Origin of the sequence: Aliivibrio sp. S4MY1 (assembly GCF_028765545.1) — a bacterium.
Taxonomy (GTDB): domain Bacteria; phylum Pseudomonadota; class Gammaproteobacteria; order Enterobacterales; family Vibrionaceae; genus Aliivibrio.
On record NZ_JARACP010000001.1, the window covers coordinates 254,636 to 275,583 of the forward strand.

The 20,948-nt window shown below is 40.1% G+C and carries 19 protein-coding genes; all 19 read left to right on the forward strand.

Annotated features, from left to right (window positions below; all coding sequences use genetic code 11):
* The first annotated feature begins 57 nt into the window (after window positions 1-57).
* The 19 genes from PVK71_RS01310 (at window position 58) to PVK71_RS01400 (ending at window position 20,932) form a co-directional block, all read left to right on the forward strand.
* Entirely contained in the window at window positions 58-885 is an 828-nt protein-coding gene (locus tag PVK71_RS01310; protein WP_274417337.1) for a CheR family methyltransferase, read from the forward strand.
* A 193-nt stretch (window positions 886-1,078) separates the two neighbouring features.
* Complete coding sequence (flgB, locus tag PVK71_RS01315) at window positions 1,079-1,474, forward strand: flagellar basal body rod protein FlgB (RefSeq protein ID WP_130048968.1); 396 nt, start codon at window positions 1,079-1,081, stop codon at window positions 1,472-1,474.
* A gap of 2 nt (window positions 1,475-1,476) precedes the next feature.
* Window positions 1,477-1,893, forward strand: coding sequence for a flagellar basal body rod protein FlgC (gene flgC, locus PVK71_RS01320; protein ID WP_045102654.1), 417 nt, complete (start codon window positions 1,477-1,479; stop codon window positions 1,891-1,893).
* 15 nt (window positions 1,894-1,908) lie between these two features.
* Window positions 1,909-2,619, forward strand: coding sequence for a flagellar hook assembly protein FlgD (gene flgD / locus PVK71_RS01325; RefSeq protein WP_274417336.1), 711 nt, complete (start codon window positions 1,909-1,911; stop codon window positions 2,617-2,619).
* 171 nt (window positions 2,620-2,790) lie between these two features.
* Window positions 2,791-4,089, forward strand: a complete 1,299-nt coding sequence (gene flgE, locus PVK71_RS01330; protein ID WP_274417335.1) for a flagellar hook protein FlgE — start codon at window positions 2,791-2,793, stop codon at window positions 4,087-4,089.
* Window positions 4,090-4,302: 213 nt separating this feature from the next.
* Window positions 4,303-5,052, forward strand: coding sequence for a flagellar basal body rod protein FlgF (locus tag PVK71_RS01335; RefSeq protein ID WP_130044117.1), 750 nt, complete (start codon window positions 4,303-4,305; stop codon window positions 5,050-5,052).
* A gap of 55 nt (window positions 5,053-5,107) precedes the next feature.
* Window positions 5,108-5,896, forward strand: coding sequence for a flagellar basal-body rod protein FlgG (gene flgG, locus PVK71_RS01340; RefSeq protein WP_130048971.1), 789 nt, complete (start codon window positions 5,108-5,110; stop codon window positions 5,894-5,896).
* 12 nt (window positions 5,897-5,908) lie between these two features.
* Window positions 5,909-6,700: a flagellar basal body L-ring protein FlgH gene (gene flgH, locus PVK71_RS01345; RefSeq protein WP_130044119.1), complete on the forward strand. Its 792-nt coding sequence runs from the start codon at window positions 5,909-5,911 to the stop codon at window positions 6,698-6,700.
* Window positions 6,701-6,702: 2 nt separating this feature from the next.
* Window positions 6,703-7,824, forward strand: coding sequence for a flagellar basal body P-ring protein FlgI (locus PVK71_RS01350; protein WP_274417334.1), 1,122 nt, complete (start codon window positions 6,703-6,705; stop codon window positions 7,822-7,824).
* Window positions 7,825-7,954: 130 nt separating this feature from the next.
* A complete protein-coding gene (gene flgJ, locus PVK71_RS01355; protein ID WP_274417333.1) occupies window positions 7,955-8,959 on the forward strand; it encodes a flagellar assembly peptidoglycan hydrolase FlgJ in 1,005 nt (334 codons plus the stop codon).
* Between the two features lie 274 nt (window positions 8,960-9,233).
* On the forward strand, window positions 9,234-11,114 hold the full coding sequence (gene flgK / locus PVK71_RS01360; protein WP_274417332.1) for a flagellar hook-associated protein FlgK: 1,881 nt from the start codon (window positions 9,234-9,236) through the stop codon (window positions 11,112-11,114).
* 16 nt (window positions 11,115-11,130) lie between these two features.
* A complete protein-coding gene (flgL, locus tag PVK71_RS01365; protein ID WP_130048974.1) occupies window positions 11,131-12,324 on the forward strand; it encodes a flagellar hook-associated protein FlgL in 1,194 nt (397 codons plus the stop codon).
* 608 nt (window positions 12,325-12,932) lie between these two features.
* A complete protein-coding gene (locus PVK71_RS01370; RefSeq protein WP_274417331.1) occupies window positions 12,933-14,072 on the forward strand; it encodes a flagellin in 1,140 nt (379 codons plus the stop codon).
* A gap of 251 nt (window positions 14,073-14,323) precedes the next feature.
* Entirely contained in the window at window positions 14,324-14,704 is a 381-nt protein-coding gene (locus PVK71_RS01375; protein ID WP_274417330.1) for a hypothetical protein, read from the forward strand.
* A 56-nt stretch (window positions 14,705-14,760) separates the two neighbouring features.
* Complete coding sequence (locus PVK71_RS01380) at window positions 14,761-15,894, forward strand: flagellin (protein WP_274417328.1); 1,134 nt, start codon at window positions 14,761-14,763, stop codon at window positions 15,892-15,894.
* Between the two features lie 406 nt (window positions 15,895-16,300).
* Window positions 16,301-17,434: a flagellin gene (locus PVK71_RS01385; protein ID WP_274417327.1), complete on the forward strand. Its 1,134-nt coding sequence runs from the start codon at window positions 16,301-16,303 to the stop codon at window positions 17,432-17,434.
* Between the two features lie 447 nt (window positions 17,435-17,881).
* Window positions 17,882-19,009, forward strand: coding sequence for a flagellin (locus PVK71_RS01390; RefSeq protein WP_274417326.1), 1,128 nt, complete (start codon window positions 17,882-17,884; stop codon window positions 19,007-19,009).
* A 242-nt stretch (window positions 19,010-19,251) separates the two neighbouring features.
* On the forward strand, window positions 19,252-20,388 hold the full coding sequence (locus PVK71_RS01395) for a flagellin (RefSeq protein ID WP_274417324.1): 1,137 nt from the start codon (window positions 19,252-19,254) through the stop codon (window positions 20,386-20,388).
* A gap of 124 nt (window positions 20,389-20,512) precedes the next feature.
* Window positions 20,513-20,932 carry a flagellar protein FlaG gene (locus PVK71_RS01400; RefSeq protein WP_274417323.1) on the forward strand — a complete coding sequence of 140 codons (420 nt, stop codon included), beginning with the start codon at window positions 20,513-20,515 and terminating at the stop codon, window positions 20,930-20,932.
* The last annotated feature ends 16 nt before the right edge of the window (window positions 20,933-20,948 follow it).

Sequence of the window (20,948 nt, forward strand, 5' to 3'; positions counted from 1 at the left end):
TATTGTCGTAGTAATATTAGGCGGCAATTCATTTTTTATTTGGAAGTAAAAGCGTTAATGACAACTATAACTATCAACGAACAAGAGTATCGTGATTTTAGCCGTTTTCTTGAATCTCAATGTGGTATTGTCCTTGGTGACAGTAAGCAATATTTAGTGAGAAGCCGACTGAGTCCTTTAGTTGCTAAGTTTTCATTAGCTTCATTATCTGATTTATTAAAGCAAGTGATCTCAGGTAGTAATCGTGAGTTACGTGTTGCAGCGGTCGATGCTATGACAACCAATGAAACGTTATGGTTTAGAGACGGCTACCCATTTACAGTATTGTCTGAAAAGCTACTGCCAGAGTTAGCGGCAAATCGTCGCCCATTAAAAATATGGTCAGCGGCAAGTTCATCAGGCCAAGAACCGTACTCAATGGGAATGATTATTGCTGAGATTCAAGCACGTAAACCGGGTTTCCTTCCAAATATCAGTATTACCGCAACCGATATTTCACCATCAATGCTAGAAAACTGTAAAGCAGGTGTCTATGACAACTTGGCGCTAAGCCGTGGTTTGTCACCAGAGCGTCGTCGCGCATTTTTTGAAGATGCCGGTGATGGAAAGATGAAAATTAACGATAAAATCAAGCGTATGGTAAATTTCCGTCCGCAAAACCTAATGGACAGCTATAGCTTACTTGGTAAGTTTGACATTATCTTTTGCCGTAACGTACTTATTTACTTCTCGCCAGAAATGAAATCTAAAGTATTAAACCAAATGGCGGCAAGTCTTAACCCTGGTGGATATTTATTACTGGGTGCTTCTGAGTCATTAACTGGTTTGACTGATAAATTCGAAATGGTTCGTTGTAATCCGGGTATTATTTACAAACTAAAGTAATGTTATTGAATGATTATTAAACAAAAAGCGACTTAGGTCGCTTTTTTTGTGTCTGTAATCTATAGTTGGCGTAAATATTGCTAATTATTTATCAGTAGTATCGTCAATCTGCTCTGTGAGTTGAAAAGTTGGCATACAGGTTGCTATATAGAAATTATATATACTGCTAGTCAGTTCTTGTGGAGGGTTTGAAATGGCAATTTCTTTTGATAACGCATTAGGTATTCATCAGCATACTGTTGGTGTTCGTTCAGAGCGGGCAGAAATGCTAGCGACGAATATCGCTCAGGCGAATACACCTGGCTATAAAGCAAAAGGAATGGATTTTCAAAAAGCATTACAGTCGGCAACATCAAAGGCAAGCATGGGTCTTAGTCGTACAGATGGTCGGCACATTAATGCCTCAACACGAGTGGCAGGGGAAATTCAATACCGCGTACCAACTCAACCAGATACGGGAGATGGCAACACGGTAGATGTGGATTTGGAGCGTAATTTATTTATGCAAAACCAACTTCGTCATCAAGCATCATTAGAGTTTTTAGGTAGTAAATTCAAAAACCTAACCAAAGCAATTAAAGGGGAATAGAGATGAGCTTATTTAATGTTTTTAACGTTACGGGTTCTGCAATGAGTGCAGAGTCAGTTCGTCTTAACACCACTTCAAGTAACATGGCAAATGCCGACAGTGTTAGTAGTTCTGCTGCTGAAACTTACAAGGCTCGTCAAGCTGTCTTTGGTGCGGAATTGAGTAAAGCTAAATACAAACAAGAACATACAGTACCTGTAAAAGTTCTTGGTATTGTTGAAAGCCAAAAACCGCTACGTGCTGAATATAACCCTGACCACCCTATGGCAAATGACGATGGTTACATTTTTAAGCCAAACGTTAATGTAATGGAAGAAATGGCAAACATGATTTCTGCTTCTCGTTCATACCAAACGAATGTTCAAGTGGCAGATGCAAGTAAACAAATGTTGCAGAGTACTCTGCGAATGGGTCAATAAGGATAGGAGGTAGCTATGACTGGAATCAATAACGTTGGTCAAAATGGCTTGTCCTACATCGACCAGCTTAAAAGTCTTCAAGAGGCAAATAAACCTGAAAAAGCAACAGGTGGTAAAAATGAACTGAAGCAAGAAGACTTCCTTTCATTATTAACCAAACAATTGTCTCAACAAGACCCGTTTAAGCCGGTTGAGAACGACCAGATGATTGCGCAAATGGCATCATTTGCAACCGTCGATGGTATTGGCAAGATGAATACACAGTTTGATAGCTTGAATTCATCAATGACATCTAACCAAGCATTGCAAGCGTCTTCGCTTGTTGGTCGTGATGTTCTAGTACCGGGCGCTAAAGGTTTAAAAGAAGCAGATAAAGGCATGGCGGCAATGGTTAAATTGCCACAAGCGATTAATAATTTAATGGTTCGTGTTGAAAACGAACAAGGTCAATTAATTCGCACTTTAGATGTGGGCGCTAAACCGGCAGGCGATACTCGAGTCGAGTGGGACGGCAAAGATGACAAAGGCAATGCAATGCCAGCTGGCCGCTATAATATTAAAGCAGCTGGTGTGCTTGATGGGAACAACCAAGAGTTTGGTGTATCAACATACGCTAACGTCAACAGTGTTCTTCTAGGCAAAGGCGATGGCAATGTTCTGCTAAATCTTGCTGGTTTCACCTCACCTATGAAATTAGCGGAAGTGCTAGAAGTAGGTAAGGCATAAAGGGCGAATATTCAGTGCAGCATTGTTGCTGCCTGAATACTCCATTAGTGTCAAAATAAAAACTAAACCAATTCATTCATAGAGCTATGCCAATTCCATTAACATTCCTCATTAACCCTGATCGTTAATGGAATTGGAAAAAATTACGCGTAGCTAGATAGGAGATATTCAATGTCATACGTAGCATTAAGTGGTCTAGCAGCTGCTCAAAAAGACTTAAATGCAACATCAAATAACTTGGCGAATGCGAACACATTTGGCTTTAAAGAATCTCGTGCAGAATTTGGTGATGTGTATTCAACATCGTTATTCTCAAATGCAAAAACCACAACAGGTGGTGGTGCACAAACGACGAAAATAGCACAACAATTCCATGAAGGTTCAAGTGTGTATACGAACAACCCAATGGATTTACGTATAGCAGGCCAAGGTTTCTTTGCAGTAGCAAAAGATCGTATGCAGCCGGGTACAAACGAATTAACACGTAATGGAGCATTCCACCTAGATAAAGATAACTTTATTACTAACTCAAATGATGAGTTTTTATTAGGTTATAGTGTAGATGAAGAAACGGGTACTGTTGGATCTTATGAAGCAAAGCCTATGAGTATCCCTGATCAATTTGGTACGCCAAAACGCAGTGATAACATTGAAATTGGCATGAACTTACCATCAGGAGCTCCATCAAAAGACGTTGCTTTATTTGATATGAATGATCCTGATACATACAACAAAGCTACGTCATCAACGATTTATGATTCATTAGGTCAATCGTACAAGTTAACGTCTTACTACGTTAAAGATGCGGTACAACCAAACCGTTGGAATGTGTTCTATTCAGCAACGGATGCGAGTGGTGAAAAGGCTATTAATATTAATGGTGGTGATGTTGCCACGGCTACAGGCCATTCAGGCCATTCAATTGCCTTTAATAATGATGGTTCAACACAAAGTATTAATGCCGGAAATCCAATTCAAACCACAACATTTGGTGAGAATGGTATGGATCTTAATGGTTCAGATCCATCACAAACGCTAACGATTAATTTTGATGAACCAACCCAATTCTCAGCACCATTTGAAATGCGCCGCTTTAGTGAAGATGGCGCAACTACGGGTTACTTAGCAAAAGTAGATATTGATGCCAAAGGCAATATCATTGGTTCATACTCAAATGGCAAAGATGTAACATTAGGTCGCGTAGCAATGGCTCGTGTAACAAACCAACAAGGCCTTGCTCAAAATGGTGGTACTCAATGGTCTACGACTCAATCGTCTGGTAGTGTTATTTGGGGCGAAGCAAACCAAGGCTCATTTGGTGACATTAAAAGTGGTACCCTAGAGCAATCAAACGTTGATATGACACAAGAACTGGTTGATTTGATTTCTGCACAGCGTAACTTCCAAGCGAACTCACGTTCATTGGATGTACACAACCAACTGCAACAAAATATTCTGCAAATTCGTTAATCTAAACGAGATTGCTATTATCGAATTGCCGCCAATGTTGACGGCAATTTTTTACCCAAATTATTTGCCTCTCCTCCCCCAAGTCTTTCCTCTTTGAATCTCTTATATTCATAAAATCATCCTGTTATACATTTAATTTATTGAAAAATATAGAAAGTAAAAGTTGGCACACTCATTGCTATTATAACTTCAGATAGATTATTGGAGTTCATTATGGATCGCGCATTATTTTTAGCCATGAGTGGCGCAAAGCAAAACATGCAAGCTATGCAGCTGCGTTCAAACAACCTTGCCAACGTAAGTACGACTGGTTTTCGTGCCGATTTAGAGCAAGCGCGTTCAATGCAAGCGTATGGTGAGGGTTTGCCTACTCGTGTGTTCAATATGACTGAGCGTCCAGGAAGCAGTTTTTCTCAAGGCTCTGTGATTACAACAGGTCGTGATTTAGATTTAACGATTGAAGGCGATGGCTGGATTTCAGTGATGGACAACACGGGCCGTGAAGGTTTGACTCGTGCCGGTAATCTAAAAATTGATGAAACAGGTTTATTAATGAATGGCAGCGGTCATCTAGTACTAGGTGAAAATGACGCGCCAATCACTTTGCCGCTTCCTATCTCAAAAATTCAAATTGCTAAAGACGGTACTATCTCTGTTCTTGAGCAAGGTGCGCCAGCAGAAGCGATGGCAGAAGTTGACCGTATTAAATTAGTAAAAACCGATAATCGTGATTTATTTAAAGACACGAATGGTTTGTTCCGTTCGAAAAATCCTAATAATGCATTCCAAGCGGATGCTAGTGTCACTGTATTAAAAGGTGCATTAGAAGGCAGTAACGTTAATGCCGTAGGTGAAATGACCAATTTAATTGATTTGCAACGTCAATTCGAAATGCAAGTCAAGATGATGAGTACCGCTGAAGAAATGGATAAAGCATCAGACTCATTATTACGTATGGGTTAATTGAATAATTAACTTTGATTAACTTAATACATTAAAAAATTTAGAGGAACATACAATGAATCCAGCATTATGGGTAAGTAAAACAGGTTTAGACGCACAGCAAACAAACATTGCTACTATCTCAAACAACTTGGCGAATGCCTCAACGGTTGGCTTTAAAAAGAGCCGTGCCGTATTTGAAGATCTGTTTTACCAAAACGTAAACCAAGCCGGTGCTCAATCAACTCAAAATACCGAGTTACCAACTGGCTTAATGCTAGGTGCTGGTTCTAAAGTTGTGGCAACTCAAAAAGTATTCACTAACGGTAATGCTCAAACCACATCAAACGGTATGGACATGATGATCGAAGGTAAAGGCTTTTTCCAAGTGACTATGCCTGACGGCAACATTGGTTACTCTCGTAATGGTCAATTTACACTGAACGATGAAGGCGCAATCGTAACAACAGGCGCTGGCTACCGTTTAGAACCAGAAATTATCGTTCCTGAAGATGCAATTAATGTAACGGTAGGTACGGATGGTGAAGTTTCTGTTCGTTTACGTGGCCAGCAAGATAACCAAGTGATTGGTCAAATTACAACGGTTGACTTTATTAACCCAGGTGGTCTAGAGCCAGTAGGGCAAAACCTTTACTTACCAACAGGTGCAAGTGGTGATCCGCAAGAAGGAACACCAGGCCTAGAAGGTTTAGGTGCCATTCGTCAATCTATGCTTGAAGCATCAAACGTAAACGTAACAGAAGAGTTAGTAAACATGATCGAAGCGCAACGTGTTTACGAAATGAACTCAAAAGTAATTTCTGCTGTTGATAAGATGGCAAGCTTTGTTAACCAACAACTGTAATTGGTGATTAGGATGAAACGTCTTCTTTGTTTATTAATGCTAACTGCTTTAACTGGCTGTGAATCATTATTGGTGCAAAATCCAAACTTACAAGAGAGCGAAGTCACTTCTGCGACAACCAATGTTGATGCAGTAGAGGGAGATAAAGCAAAAGAAGAGGGCGGCGGCATTATTGATACACTGCGTGGTCGTAATGATCCTATATCAGGTGATCCTGCTTGGGCTCCAATTCATCCTAAAGAAAAACCAGAGCATTATGCAGCAGCAACTGGATCTCTGTTTAATGTTGATCATGCACAAGATATGTACGATGACACAAAACCACGTGGGTTAGGTGACATTGTTACGGTTACTTTGGCTGAAAACACCAAAGCGGCAAAAAGTGCCGATGCAGAATTATCAAAATCGAATGATTCAAGCATGGACCCACTGCAAGTTGGTGGGCAAGAATTGCAGATGGGCGGCCAATATAACTTCTCTTATGAATTATCAAATGACAATAATTTCACAGGGAATACATCAGCCAACCAAAGCAACAGTTTAAGTGGGTCAATTACGGTTGAAGTGATTGAAGTATTATCAAATGGTAACTTGCTGATCCGTGGTGAAAAGTGGTTAACACTGAATACGGGTGATGAGTACATTCGATTAAGCGGAACCATCAGACCTGAAGATATTGGATTTGATAACACCATCGCATCAACACGAATTTCAAATGCTCGTATCCAATATTCAGGTACGGGTGATCAACAAGATATGCAAGAACCTGGATTCTTGGCACGATTCTTTAATGTAGCACTGTAATAATGACGAATCGTTGGAGTTTTGACGTGAATAAAAACCTAGTTACCTTAATTTTTACTTGGTTATGCCTAAGTATCTCTACAGCACAAGCGGCACGTATTAAAGACGTAGCAGAAGTTGCTGGGGTTCGTAGTAACCAATTAATCGGCTATGGTCTGGTCTCAGGCTTACCGGGTACTGGTGAATCAACACCATTTACCGATCAAAGCTTTAATGCCATGCTGCAAAACTTTGGTATTCAATTACCACCTGGTACAAAACCAAAAACAAAAAATGTTGCGGCAGTAATGGTAACTGCAACGTTGCCAGCCTTTTCAAAACAAGGTCAAGTAGTTGATGTTACTGTATCTTCTGTTGGTTCAGCGAAAAGCTTACGTGGTGGTACTTTGCTACAAACCTTCTTGAAAGGTTTGGACGGTAAAACTTACGCAATTGCACAAGGCAACTTAATTGTAAGTGGCTTTAGTGCTACTGGTGCCGATGGTTCTAAAATTGTAGGTAATAACCCAACCGTAGGCCGTATTTCTGGTGGTGCAATGGTTGAACGTGAGATCCCATCCCCATTTGGTCGTGGTGACTTTATTACCTTTAACTTATTAGAGTCTGATTTTACTACCGCTCAACGCATGGCTGATGCAGTAAATAATTTCTTAGGTCCGAACATGGCGTCAGCGGTTGATGCAACCTCTGTCCGTGTGCGTGCTCCACGTGATATTAGCCAACGTGTCGCTTTCTTATCTGCGGTAGAGAATGTCGATTTTGACCCTGCAGATGGTTCTGCAAAAATCATTGTTAATTCTCGTACCGGCACTATTGTCGTTGGTAAACACGTGAAATTAAAAGCAGCAGCAGTGACCCATGGTGGCATGACGGTTGCGATTAAAGAAAATTTACAAGTAAGTCAACCAGGTCCTTTTAGTGACGGTCAGACAGTCGTTGTTCCTGACTCTGATATTGAAGTAACTGAAGAGCAAGGAAAGATGTTTAAGTTTGAGCCGGGACTTACTCTTGATGATTTGGTTCGAGCTGTGAATGAGGTTGGTGCTGCACCATCAGATTTAATGGCGATTCTACAAGCATTGAAGCAAGCGGGTGCCATTGAAGGGCAACTAATTATCATCTAATAGCTGCTTGGTTAAATAAAGACAATAAACGCACTTCTTAGGGAGTGCGTTTTTTTTGGCATTAAATTTGCTCTATTAGTAACGTAGAGGCAGTAACTTTATTACCCTGATTAAAAGAGTAAGTGTAAAGATGAATAATTCAGTAAACATGACAGACGTAGGCTTTATCCATGATGTGGGTGGTCTAGATAAATTACGTAAAAGTGCGGTGAGTGGCGATCAAGAAAGCCAAGACAAAGCATTGCGTGCGGCGGCTGAGCAATTTGAATCAATCTTCACACAAATGCTTTTTAAATCAATGCGTAATGCCAATGATTCATTCAAGTCAGACATGATGAGCAGTGATAATCAGCAGTTCTTTGAGCAAATGCGTGATGATCAAATGGCAACAGAGTTGTCGAAAAAAGGGTCATTAGGCTTAGCAGACATGATTGTTGCTCAACTTGGTGCATCAATGAATCAAGAGCCACCTGTACATAACGGCAAGAATTTAGAGCAAGATGCTCGCATGGCAATGCGTAAAGCGGCAACCGACGAAACATTACGTTTGCCGGTTGATTATCAATATCCGGCAATGTCTGAAGCCAAAAAAGCTTCACAAACAGAATCAGGGTCTGTCGCTCAATTAGAAAAAGCTTTAGCGGCAAGACCTGTACAGCAGCCTCAGAAATTCGATTCACCTCAGCAGTTCGTTGAAACCATGAAACCATACGCAGAAAAAGCAGCAAAAGCTCTGGGTATTGATTCTAATGTATTGATCGCTCAAGCGGCCTTAGAAACGGGTTGGGGTAAGAAAGTTATTCAAAACTCAGTGGATTCAAGTCATAACTTATTCAATATTAAAGCAGATAGAAGTTGGCAAGGTGATAAGATCGCTAAGAATACCTTGGAGTATCACGATAATATTGCAGTTACTGAAAATGCCGCTTTCCGTTCATACGATAACTATGAAGAGAGCTTTAGTGATTTTGTTCGATTCTTAAATCAAAACCCACGTTATGAGCGAGCGCTACAACAAACAGAAAGTTCAGAAAGCTTTATTAAAGGGATCCATAGTGCAGGTTATGCAACGGATCCAAATTATACGAGTAAAGTAATGAGTGTAATGAAGACCGTAGAAAGCTTAGCTAAATAAACTTAACTAAAAAATTAAACCATTAAAATCCTGCATCTTAGCCATATTGACTGGCTAAGCGGCAGGATTTTTTGTTTTATTGCCGCTTAAAAACCAAAAGAGGCAAAGAAAGGCAATAAATACAGAATTTTAGTGGCAAAGATAAAGTTTTAAGTCTGAGTTTTTGGTTATCTTATTGAAAGTAAAGGGTTTAAAAGTTGGCACACTGATTGCTATATTAGATTCGTTAGGAAATTTTTATCGCATCTTTTATAGAGTTTTTTTTGGAGGCAACATGGGACTTGATCTGCTAAATCTAGGTACACAAGGTGTGCTTACGGCGCAGCGTCAACTGAATACGACCAGTCACAATATTAACAACGTTAATACTGAAGGCTTTAGTCGCCAATCGGTAGTTCAAGAAACAGATATGCCTCTTTGGGTTGCTGGCTCAAAATACGGCGCAGGCGTGCATGTAGCCGCTGTGCGACGTTCGTTTGATCAGTTTGCTACAAACGAACTGAATCTATCGACAACCAATTTAAATTACTCTATGGATACAGAGGCAAATCTTGATGTTCTAACGAATATGATGTCGTCTATTGGCGCAAAACGTATTCCAGAAAACATTAATGATTGGTTTGATGCAGTAAAAACACTTGCCGATAGCCCTAACGAAATCGGTGCGCGTAAAGTAGTCCTTGAAAAATCACGTCTTGTTTCGCAAAGCTTAAATGACTTTTATGAGAACGTACGTCAGCAAAATTCAGACGTAAATAAAAAGATGGATCTAACGGTAGAGCGTATGAATGGTATTGCTCTAGAGTTAAAAGATATTAACAAAGTGATGATCAAGACCCCAGGTCCGCACAATGACCTAATGGATCGTCATGAAAAATTAATTAAAGAACTGTCTCAGTACACAAAAGTAACCATTACTAAGCGTGATAATGAAAACTCATTCAATGTATTAATTGGTGGTGGACATATGCTAGTGTCTGGTACTGAATCAAGTCAATTGAAGATGATTCAAGGCTCTCCAGATGTTTTACAGCGTCGACTAGCAATGGTTGAAGGCTTAGGAGTGAAGGCGATTCAGCACGACAGCATTGGTGGCAAATTATCATCATTGTTTGAATTGCGTGATAACACCATTCCTACCATTATGGATGAGTTAGGCCGAGTGGCTGTGGGCTTTAGCAGTGAAGTTAACCGTCTACAAAGTCAAGCGATTGATTTACGTGGTCAAATTGGTGCTAATATTTTCTCTGATGTGAATTCAGAACAAGCAGCACGTAGTCGTGCCATCGTACAAGGTGGTTCGTCTGCTGAAGTAGGCGTATTTATTGATGATATTAGCTTACTAAAAGCGGGTGATTACACACTAAAGTATGACGGCAGCCAATATACGGTGACCCGACCTACAGGTGAAGTTCAACGCTTAGACCCAACCGGTAACCCATCGACCTTTTTCCTAGACGGTATGCGAGTTGAAATTCGTGAACCACTAGGTGCCGGTGAGCGTGTATTACTTCGCCCAACCCGTATTGCGGCTGGCGAAATGAAGCTTGAAATGAATGAAGCAGAGAAAATTGCTGCACAAAGTTACGCAAGCTCTGCCACTTTTGCGACAGGTAATGCGAAATTTAAAGTGTTACAAGCAGGTGAGCTAAAAGAGTTCCAAGTCGTTATCTCTCCAGCAGCGAATCAGTTTGCAGTGTTAGATATGAAAGGAAAAATGTTACTAGAACCACAAACCTACCCACCAAAAGGTCCGGTAAGCGTTGGTGGTACAACGTTTGAGCTAACAGGTGGTGCAGCTGCAAATGATAAGTTTGCTGCTAACTTAGTGCCATCAGAAGGTGATAACGGTAACTTATTGTTAATGCAAGGCTTACAAACTCGTAAAGTAATGGACGAAGGCCGCTCAACGGTGATTGACCTATACGAAAACGTAAATACTGAAATTGGCCTGAAAAAAGCAACAGCGTCTCGTTTATCTGAAGTTTCTCGTGTAGAAAACGAAGCAGCACAAAGTCGTGTCGCTTCTGTTGCTGGTGTAAACTTAGATGAAGAAGCGGCAAATATGATGAAGTTCCAACAAGCGTATATGGCTTCTTCTCGTATTATGAAAGCGGCAGACGAAACGTTTAACTCAATCTTGCAACTTTCGTAACTAGGAGGCATTCAATATGTTAACTCGTATTTCAAGCTTTCATAATTACCAATCAGTTCAGAATGATATTTCGCGCCAAGAAGCCAAAGTGCATCAAAACAGCGCACAATTAGCGTCAGGTAAAAAGCTATTAACGGCAGGAGACGACCCCGTTGCTGCGTTATACGCTCAAAACCTAACGCAAAAGAAAGAAGAACTACGTCAATACAGCGATACCATTATTCTTGCTCGCAACCGCTTAGAGCGTCATGAAGTGGCGATTGCCAATGCGGAGCAGTTTGCCGATGATGCAAAGCGCAGTGTAATGGAAATGATTAACGGCTCTCTTGCACCAGAAGACCGTTACGCTCATGCTCAGGACGTAAAAGGATTAGCAGATAATTTCTTAAACCTAACTAATATGTTAGATGAATCAGGAAATTACCTTTTCTCTGGAACTAAGCCTAAAACCCAACCATTTTTTAGATCAAATGATGGGACTGTTGCTTATGCCGGAGATGAATACCAACGTAATTTAAAAGTATCAGGTTCGATTGAAGTTGCTGTTAATGATTCTGGCAGTAAGCTGTTTACTGAAATCAAAAATCCATTTGGAGATTATGATCCACAGTACGCACTGCAAGAAGGTTCAGAGCTTTTGCTATCAAAAGCGACTAATACCAATTACACCGACCCTGCAACTTATGAAATCACTTTTAATGCAGCGGCTAACGGTCAGTATAACTATGAGCTATCAAAAGATGGCAGCACGGTAAAAACGGCTCAGTTTGACCCTTCTGAAGGCATTAAATACGAAGGGGTTGATATTCAAATCCGTGGTCAATTAAAAGCGGGTGATACCATCACCTTAGAGCCAAAAAAGACCATTAGTATTTTTGATTCGTTCAAAAGAGCACAAGAATTAGCATTAAATGATGTGTCTGATGCCTCAACAACGGCAGAATTACATCAAGTAACGGATGAATTTCACGCGGCATTCATTCATTTAAGCCAAGCGCGAGCAGAAGTTGGTACGAGACAAAATACGCTAGATCAACAAGAGATGCAGCATCAAGATTTTGATTTAACTATTTCTAAATCATTAAGTTCTATTGAAGACTTAGACTATGCGCAAGCGGTTATCGAGTTTAATGAAAATACTCGTGCACTTCAGGCATCTCAACAAGCGTTTGGTAAAGTAAAGGACATCACTTTATTTAACTACGTGTAAATACCACCATTAAATAAAATAGAGAGCTTAGCAGCAGTGTTAGGCTTTTTTTATGCCCGTAACCAATTGAATTATCAGTGTATTGCATGGGAAATGTCTTGCCGCATCGTTTGTGTTTTTGCCGCTTTTTAGTCGCAGGCAAATAGTCATTTGTTGATTGAGGCAAAGGTGCAAAAAAGCGGCAATACCTATTAATGATCAAGCGGCAAAATTATTTTTTATTCTTGTTTTTCTATAAAAAGCGAAAACAAACAAAGATTACCGTTTACTTAAGTCTTTGTTATTTAAGGGTTTTATTTATTTTTTCTTGTGCTGAAGTTTTGAGTGGAAAAACTGGCACGCCTTATGCTAATAGATAACTATGACTGAGACGCTCACAGTTTGCCAATGGTAAATAGTGGCATAGCAGTTGCAAAGTAGAGTTAATGACTTTGCTTTTGTATGTCAGTCATTAATGTGCATATTTTTCTCATCTTGGCATGAGATTTGATATGTAAATTACATGACACTTAATAACTATTGGTCAATTGTGGCTGATATGAATTTTAAATATTTCTGAATAGAGCAGAAATGAGTTTTCGCGAAAGCGAAGCCAAAGGAGAGCAACGATGGCTGTAAATGTAAATACTAACGTATCTGCGATGACTGCGCAGCGTTACCTAAATAACGCAACAAACGATTTAAACAATTCAATGGAGCGTTTGTCTTCAGGTACTAAGATCAACAGCGCAAAAGATGACGCTGCTGGTCTACAAATTTCTAACCGCCTAACAGCTCAGACTCGTGGTCTTGATGTTGCTATGCGTAACGCGAACGATGGTATCTCTATCGCTCAAACAGCTGAAGGTGCGATGAACGAATCGACTAACATCCTTCAACGTATGCGTGATTTATCACTACAAGCGGCAAATGGCTCTAACTCAGACCAAGATCGTGCTTCTATCCAAGAAGAAGTTCACGCGCTGTCTGATGAGCTTAACCGTATCGCAGAAACTACATCATTCGGTGGTCGTCGCCTACTGAACGGTACATTCGGCGAATCTGCATTCCAAATTGGTGCAAACGCGGGTGAAGCAATTCTAATCGAATTAACCTCTGTACGTGCTGATGATAGCCGCATGGGTGGTCAACGTTTCGTTTCTGAGAACGGCAAAAGCGCGTCTTGGAATGTAGAAGCTGGCAAAAGTGACATGAAACTAGAGTTCACAACTCAAAAAGGTGAAATGGTTTCTATCGATATCAACGCTAAAGCTGGTGATGATATTGAAGAGTTAGCAACATACATCAATGGTCAATCAGATAAGATCTCTGCATCTGTTGGTGATGAAGGTAAACTTCAACTGTTTGTAGCGGAACCATCTATCCAAGGTGAGTTAGCGGTGTCTGGTAACCTTGCTTCTGAGTTAGGTTTAGCTGGCGGTGCTGGTATTAAAGCAACGGTTGATAAACTAGATGTAACGTCTGTAGGTGATGCGCAAGTATCTATCGGTGTTATCGATTCAGCTCTTGCTTACATCGACCGTGAGCGTGCTGATTTAGGTGCTAAACAAAACCGTTTAGGTCACAGCATCAACAACTTGTCAAACATTCAAGAGAATGTATCTGCTTCTAACAGCCGAATCAAAGATACTGATTTTGCTAAAGAAACAACAAATATGACAAAAGCACAAATCCTTCAGCAGTCTAGTACGTCTATTCTTGCTCAAGCGAAACAGTTACCAAACGCTGCATTAACTTTACTGCAGTAATTGAGTAACTAACAACAGTCATCTTAGTGAACAAGAGGTGCTCTCATCTCTCATCATCCTCTTGTTCATTTGATTGTTGGCAAGCTTCAGGTAACTGGTTTTTTGTGTTCTTCTCACAGATCTCCTCATAAAAAACCAGCCTAGCTTTATGCCCCTTAATTGGGGCTACCCTTCTAAAAACATTCTTTTTAATTTAGAAAATCTTATTTCAGTCGATGACTTACTGTCTATTCTATAAGTAAGGTCATGTTATGAGTTCATTCTTACGATTTTTATTATTAACTTCTTTATCTTTTTCTACGTTTAGTGCCCAGCTGCACAATAATGATATTTTATCCTATGTGAAATATGATTCATTTATTTTAGTGAAGTCATGCCTCGATCCAGATGTCGAGCGTTATTTTGAAGAAAAAGCCATCACTCCTAAAAATAGTCATATTAAAGGCTATGGAGAATGTTTTAATTCTCCTATTCATAAAGTAAAACGTAAGGCCAGAAAAGATCTAAAGCATTATTTAGGAGAGGAATGTTCAGATCCTGCTCTTATTAACTTATTGAAGTCTGAAGGTATTGATCCTAGCCATTATCAAATAGAAAGCAGTAGCCGCTGCCATCATCAAAATATCAGTTAAGCTTTGAGTTATTTGGCCGCTATAATTATTAAGATTAAATATATTAAGAGATTGTTATGTCTGTAACGGTAAACACCAATGTGTCTGCAATGACGGCACAGCGATATTTAAATCAAGCGACGGAGCATTTAAACCAGTCAATGGAGCGTCTTTCCTCAGGAAGTCGAATTAATAGTGCGAAGGATGATGCGGCAGGTTTGCAGATATCAAACCGTTTAAAATCACAAATGAGTGGTTTGGATGTGGCGGTTCGTAATGCTAATGATGGTATTTCTATTGCCCAAACAGCAGAAGGCGCAATGAATGAAAGTACCAACATTCTTCAACGTATGCGTGATTTAGCACTGCAGTCATCAAATGGCTCTAACTCTTTACAAGATCGTCAGGCAATACAAGAAGAAGCGGATGCTTTAAATGATGAATTAAATCGTATTGCAGAAACCACCTCTTTTGGTGGTCGCCGCTTATTGAATGGTCAATTTGGAACATCAACCTTTCAGATTGGCGCTAATGCGGGTGAAGCAGTGCAGTTAACGCTTGGTAGTATGCGTTCTGACACCTTAGCAATGGGGGGCTTTCATTACACCTCTCAAAACCAGCTAAACAAAGGGTGGACAGTACCAGAAGGCGGGCAGACGCTTACCATGTCATTTAATGATGAAAATGGTAAAGCTCAAGAAATCACAATTGAAGCGAAAGCGGGTGATGATATTGAGGAATTAGCAACCTACATCAATGGGCAAAATGATACTGTTAAAGCCTCTGTCGATGAGAACGGTCAGTTACAGTTATTTACCGCAGGGGATTTAGTTTCTAGTGCGGTGACCTTTGGTGGTTCGCTATCTGCGGAATTGGCTATTGGTGGTGCTGTATTTGATACTGTGAATGATTTGGATTTAACCACGGTGGGTGGCTCTCAAAAGGCTATTGCAACGTTAGATGCCGCTATGGGGTTTGTCGATAAAGAACGTGCGACATTAGGGGCGTTCCAAAACCGTTTTGGTCATGCGATTAATAATTTAAACAATATTAATGAAAATATCTCGGCATCAAACAGTCGAATTGAAGATACCGACTTTGCAAAAGAAACGGTTGAGATGATGAAAGCGCAAATCTTACAGCAAGTAAGCTCAACAGTACTCGCTCAAGCTAAACAAGTTCCTGATCTTGCGTTAAAACTGCTTGGGTAACTTATACCTACAGATATAACTATTTAAAAACCAGCAATGACAGCTGGTTTTTTTCGTCTAAAGAAAATAAAGGTACTAAAGTGAAATAAATAAAGAAATGAAGTATCAAACTGAAAGTAAGGCTAAAGGAGAAGTAAGTAACATCCTTTTGTATCAAGGTTTTGATTAATACTTGGTCAAAAGCGAAAAAACTTTAGCTGTTTTTTAGTCAATTGTAAAAAACTTTGAAGCATGATCATAGTTCATAAAGTAATCACCTGTTTTATAAAAAAAAGCATAAAGGTTTATTTTTAACCGTCGCTAAGCTAAGTATCAGGCACTAATAGCAACGTTGTTAGTTCCAAATAATAAAGCTCAGTTTTCCGAACTACGGAAAACAATCGGAAAACTAAACGGAGATACCACTATGTCGATTACAGTAAATACTAACGTATCAGCAATGACTGCTCAGCGTTACTTGAACAATGCAACGGATGGCGTTAATCAATCAATGGAACGTCTATCTTCTGGCTTTAAAATTAACAGTGCGAAGGATGATGCAGCAGGCCTGCAAATTTCAAATCGTTTAACTTCTCAATCTCGTGGTTTAGATGTTGCTGTTCGTAATGCAAATGATGGTATTTCTATTGCACAAACAGCTGAAGGTGCGATGAACGAATCGACAAACATCTTACAACGTATGCGTGATTTATCGCTTCAGTCTTCTAACGGTTCAAATACGTCTGCAGATCGTGAAGCGATTCAGCAAGAAGTGGGTGCACTTAATGATGAACTTAACCGAATTGCAGAAACGACCTCTTTTGGTGGCTCTCGTCTTCTAAATGGTCAGTTTGGTACTAAATCATTCCAAATCGGTGCTGATTCTGGTGAAGCGGTAATGCTAAGCCTAAATAATATGCGTTCTGACTCGGCATCAATGGGGGGTACAAGCTATAAAGCCGAAACCAAGCTTGATGCTGACTGGGGTGTTAATGCAGAAAATTCAGAATTAATAGTTTCGTTTGTTAATAAAGCGGGCGAAGAGAAAGAACTGACAATTAATGCCAAAACGGGCGATGACATTGAACAAGTAGCGACTTACATTAATGGCCAGACTGATTCTATTAATGCTTCTGTCTCAGAGAACGGCGAGCTACAAATTGTAACGTCGAATGATAAAGTGCAAGGTGAAGTGCAATTTGGTGGTTCACTAGCAAGTGAACTAAACATGGGTGCAGCACAAGCTGAAACCGTTAAGAGTATTGATGTAACAACCGTTGGTGGCTCACAAAAAGCAGTTGCTGTCCTTGATGCGGCAATGCAATTTGTTGATGAGAATCGAGCTGGTTTAGGTGCTTTCCAAAATCGCTTTAGCCATGCGATTAATAATCTAGATAACATTAATGAAAATGTATCAGCATCAAATAGTCGAATTAAAGATGTCGATTTTGCGAAAGAGACCACTGAGATGACTAAAGCTCAAATCCTTCAGCAAGCAAGTTCATCTATTTTAGCTCAAGCTAAGCAAGCGCCAAATGCTGCTCTTGGCCTGTTACGCTAATTATATTGGCTAATTAAAGAAACTTCTAAGGTAGTAGTGCTCTCACACTATACCAAAGCCGGGGACTACCTCGGCTTTTTTTATGTCAATATAAAGCATGATGAACTGTATATTGGCCTGTAATGTGTTTATCTGTATGTTATTTGAGTTACCTTTGTTCTGTTTTTGTTGATTTATAGCGTTTTTTCTTACTTTTCCCCCTTTATTTAAATTAATTTCATTTTTTTTGCATTTTTTCCTAAAGAGTTTCCGAGTTTGAGCGATAACCTAAGTACAAAGCAGAACGACTGAATAAACAGAAAGTGCTTTAAAAAGAAAAACTTAAAAAAATTAAAAGTTTTTCTAAAGTAAATTGAAGTCAGGTCGTTAAGTTAAGTATCAACGATGAATAATACGGTTTCCGGTCCAGGAGCGGAGTGATTCGGAACCAAAGTGGAGAAATAAAATATGTCTATCAATGTAAACACAAACGTATCAGCAATGACAGCACAGCGTTACCTAAACAACGCAACGAATGACTTAAACAGCTCAATGGAGCGTTTGTCTTCTGGCTTTAAAATTAACAGTGCAAAAGATGATGCAGCGGGTCTACAAATTTCTAACCGTCTAACATCTCAAACTCGTGGTTTAGATGTAGCAGTTCGAAATGCAAATGATGGTATCTCAATGGCGCAAACTGCTGAAGGTGCGATGAACGAAACAACGAACATCCTTCAACGTATGCGTGATTTATCACTTCAATCTTCTAACGGTTCAAATACAACAGCTGACCGTACAGCAATTCAAGAAGAAGTGGTTGCTTTGAATGACGAATTAAACCGTATTGCAGAAACAACATCGTTCGGTGGCTCTCGCTTACTTAACGGTCAGTTTGGCACTAAATCTTTCCAAATCGGTGCAGATTCAGGTGAAGCAGTAATGCTAACGTTGAATAACATGCGCTCTGATACAACGGCAATGGGTGGACACACTTACTCAGCGACGGAAGGTAAAGATGCAAACTGGAAAGTAGATGTAGAAAGCACAGAATTAACAATGAACTTTGTTGATAAAGATGGCCAAGAACAAAACATCACTATTAACGCAAAAGCGGGTGATGACATTGAAGAAGTAGCAACTTACATTAATGGCCAAAGCAGTGCAGTAAATGCTTCTGTAACAGAAGATGGCAAACTGCAAGTATTTGCAGCAGCTGAAGCAACTGACATTGCATTTAGTGGTTCACTAAGCAGCGAACTAGGTATGGGTAACAAGGTTACTGATACGGTTAAGAGCATCGATGTAACGACGGTTGGTGGTTCACAAAAAGCAGTCGCGATTCTAGACTCAGCAATGCAATATGTTGATTCAAATCGTGCTGACTTAGGTGCTTTCCAAAACCGTTTTGGTCACGCTATCAACAACTTAGAAAATATTAATGAGAATACGAGTGCAGCAAACAGCCAAATCAAAGATGTTGATTTTGCGAAAGAAACCACTGCAATGACGAAATCTCAAATCCTGCAACAAGCGAGCTCGTCTATCCTTGCTCAAGCTAAGCAGGCACCAAATGCAGCATTAGGCCTGTTGGGCTAATCAGCATAGTAAACACTTGTGAGAATGAGAGCTAAGCTATCTGCAAAGTTCTATCCCAACAGGTTATAAGTAAGTCTGACTTACTTTATAAAATTAAACTTAGGCTATTTCATGATGTATTTTGTAGAGGTGAGAGTCTGCAAAGTGCATAGAGATACGCTTTTAAATATATGTGAGAAACAATGGTTGGTTCGGAGGATGAGACCAAACCACCATTGAACTATCCCTTAGGAGATCTATTTATGTCTATTACAGTAAATACTAACGTATCAGCAATGACAGCTCAGCGTTACTTAAACAGCGCAACATCTGACGTTAACCAATCAATGGAACGTCTGTCTTCTGGCAACAAAATCAACAGTGCTAAAGATGATGCGGCTGGTCTACAAATCTCTAACCGCCTAAACACGCAAACTCGTGGTCTAGACGTAGCGGTTCGTAACGCAAATGACGGCATCTCTATGATGCAAACTGCTGAAGGCGCAATGAAAGAGACTTCAAACATCCTTTCTCGTGTACGTGACCTAGCACTGCAATCGTCAAATGGTTCAAACACTGATGCTGACCGTAGCGCAATCCAACAAGAAGTAACGGCTCTTTCTGATGAAATGAACCGTATTGCTGAAACAACTTCTTTTGGTGGCACTCGCCTACTAAACGGTAGCTTCGGTACTAAATCTTTCCAAGTTGGTGCTGATTCAGGTGAAGCGGTAATGCTTACTCTGAACAACCTACGTGCAGATGAGTCAAACATGGGTGGCCAATCTTTCACTGCGAAAGAAGGTGTTGCTGCGGGTTGGACTGCTGGTAAAGATGCAGAAATGACTATTTCTTTCACAGATAAGTCTGGTGAAGAGCAATCAGTATCAATCACAGCTAAAGCTGGTGACGATATTGAAGAAGTAGCAACTTACATCAACGGCCAAACTGATAAAGTTAGCGCTTCTGTTGGTGAAGATGGCAAACTACAAGTATTCGCAGCTAAAGGCACAATCGAAGGCGAAATCGAATTCTCTGGTGCTCTAGCTAACGAAACTGGTATGTCTGATGCAGTTAAAGCACAAAAAACAGTAGGTAACATCGACGTTACAACTGTAGCTGGTTCTCAAGATGCAATCGCAGTTGTTGATGCAGCAATGAAATTTGTTGATAGCCACCGTTCTGAGCTGGGTGCTGCTCAAAACCGTATGGGTCACACAATCAACAACTTAGATAACATTAACGAAAACGTTTCTGCTGCTAAGAGCCAAATCAAAGACGTTGATTTCGCGAAAGAAACAACTGAAATGACTAAAGCACAAATCCTACAGCAAGCAAGCTCTTCTATCTTAGCTCAAGCTAAGCAAGCGCCAAACGCAGCTCTAGGTCTATTACGTTAATCTTTTTGATTAAGTGATAATACCAAAATAGGTAGGTGGGCGGCTTCATCGTCAACCCACTTACTGAAATATGACAGCCGGACCGCTCTCCTGCTGTCTTTTTTCGTATTAGGAGGAAAGAGTTATGAACCCTTCATTTGTACCTTCCCCAATCCTTACCTCTCCACCTTCCAATAACGGCACGCAAATTGCTAGTTCTTATGTGCAGCCAACATCATCTGTGAATACCAATAATCAAACAGTAAAAGCTGAACCGTCAGAACTATTGACGCCAAGCCAAGCAATTGTGGTAGAAGCAGAGCAACAGCTTGAAACGAAAAAGAAAGAAGAACTTTATCATGCAGTGAAAGAGCTGAATGAATACGTTAAAAGCATGGGTCGAGGATTATCATTTCGTCTAGATGAAGAGTCTGGGCGGCAGGTTATTACCGTTTTTGAAGTTAGTAGCGGTGAAATCATTCGTCAAATCCCCGATGAAAAAATGTTGGAAGTTGCCAGAGAATTAGCTGCCAGTGCATCTGGATTAATAGCTGAGAAGATATAATCGTTAATTGAGGAAA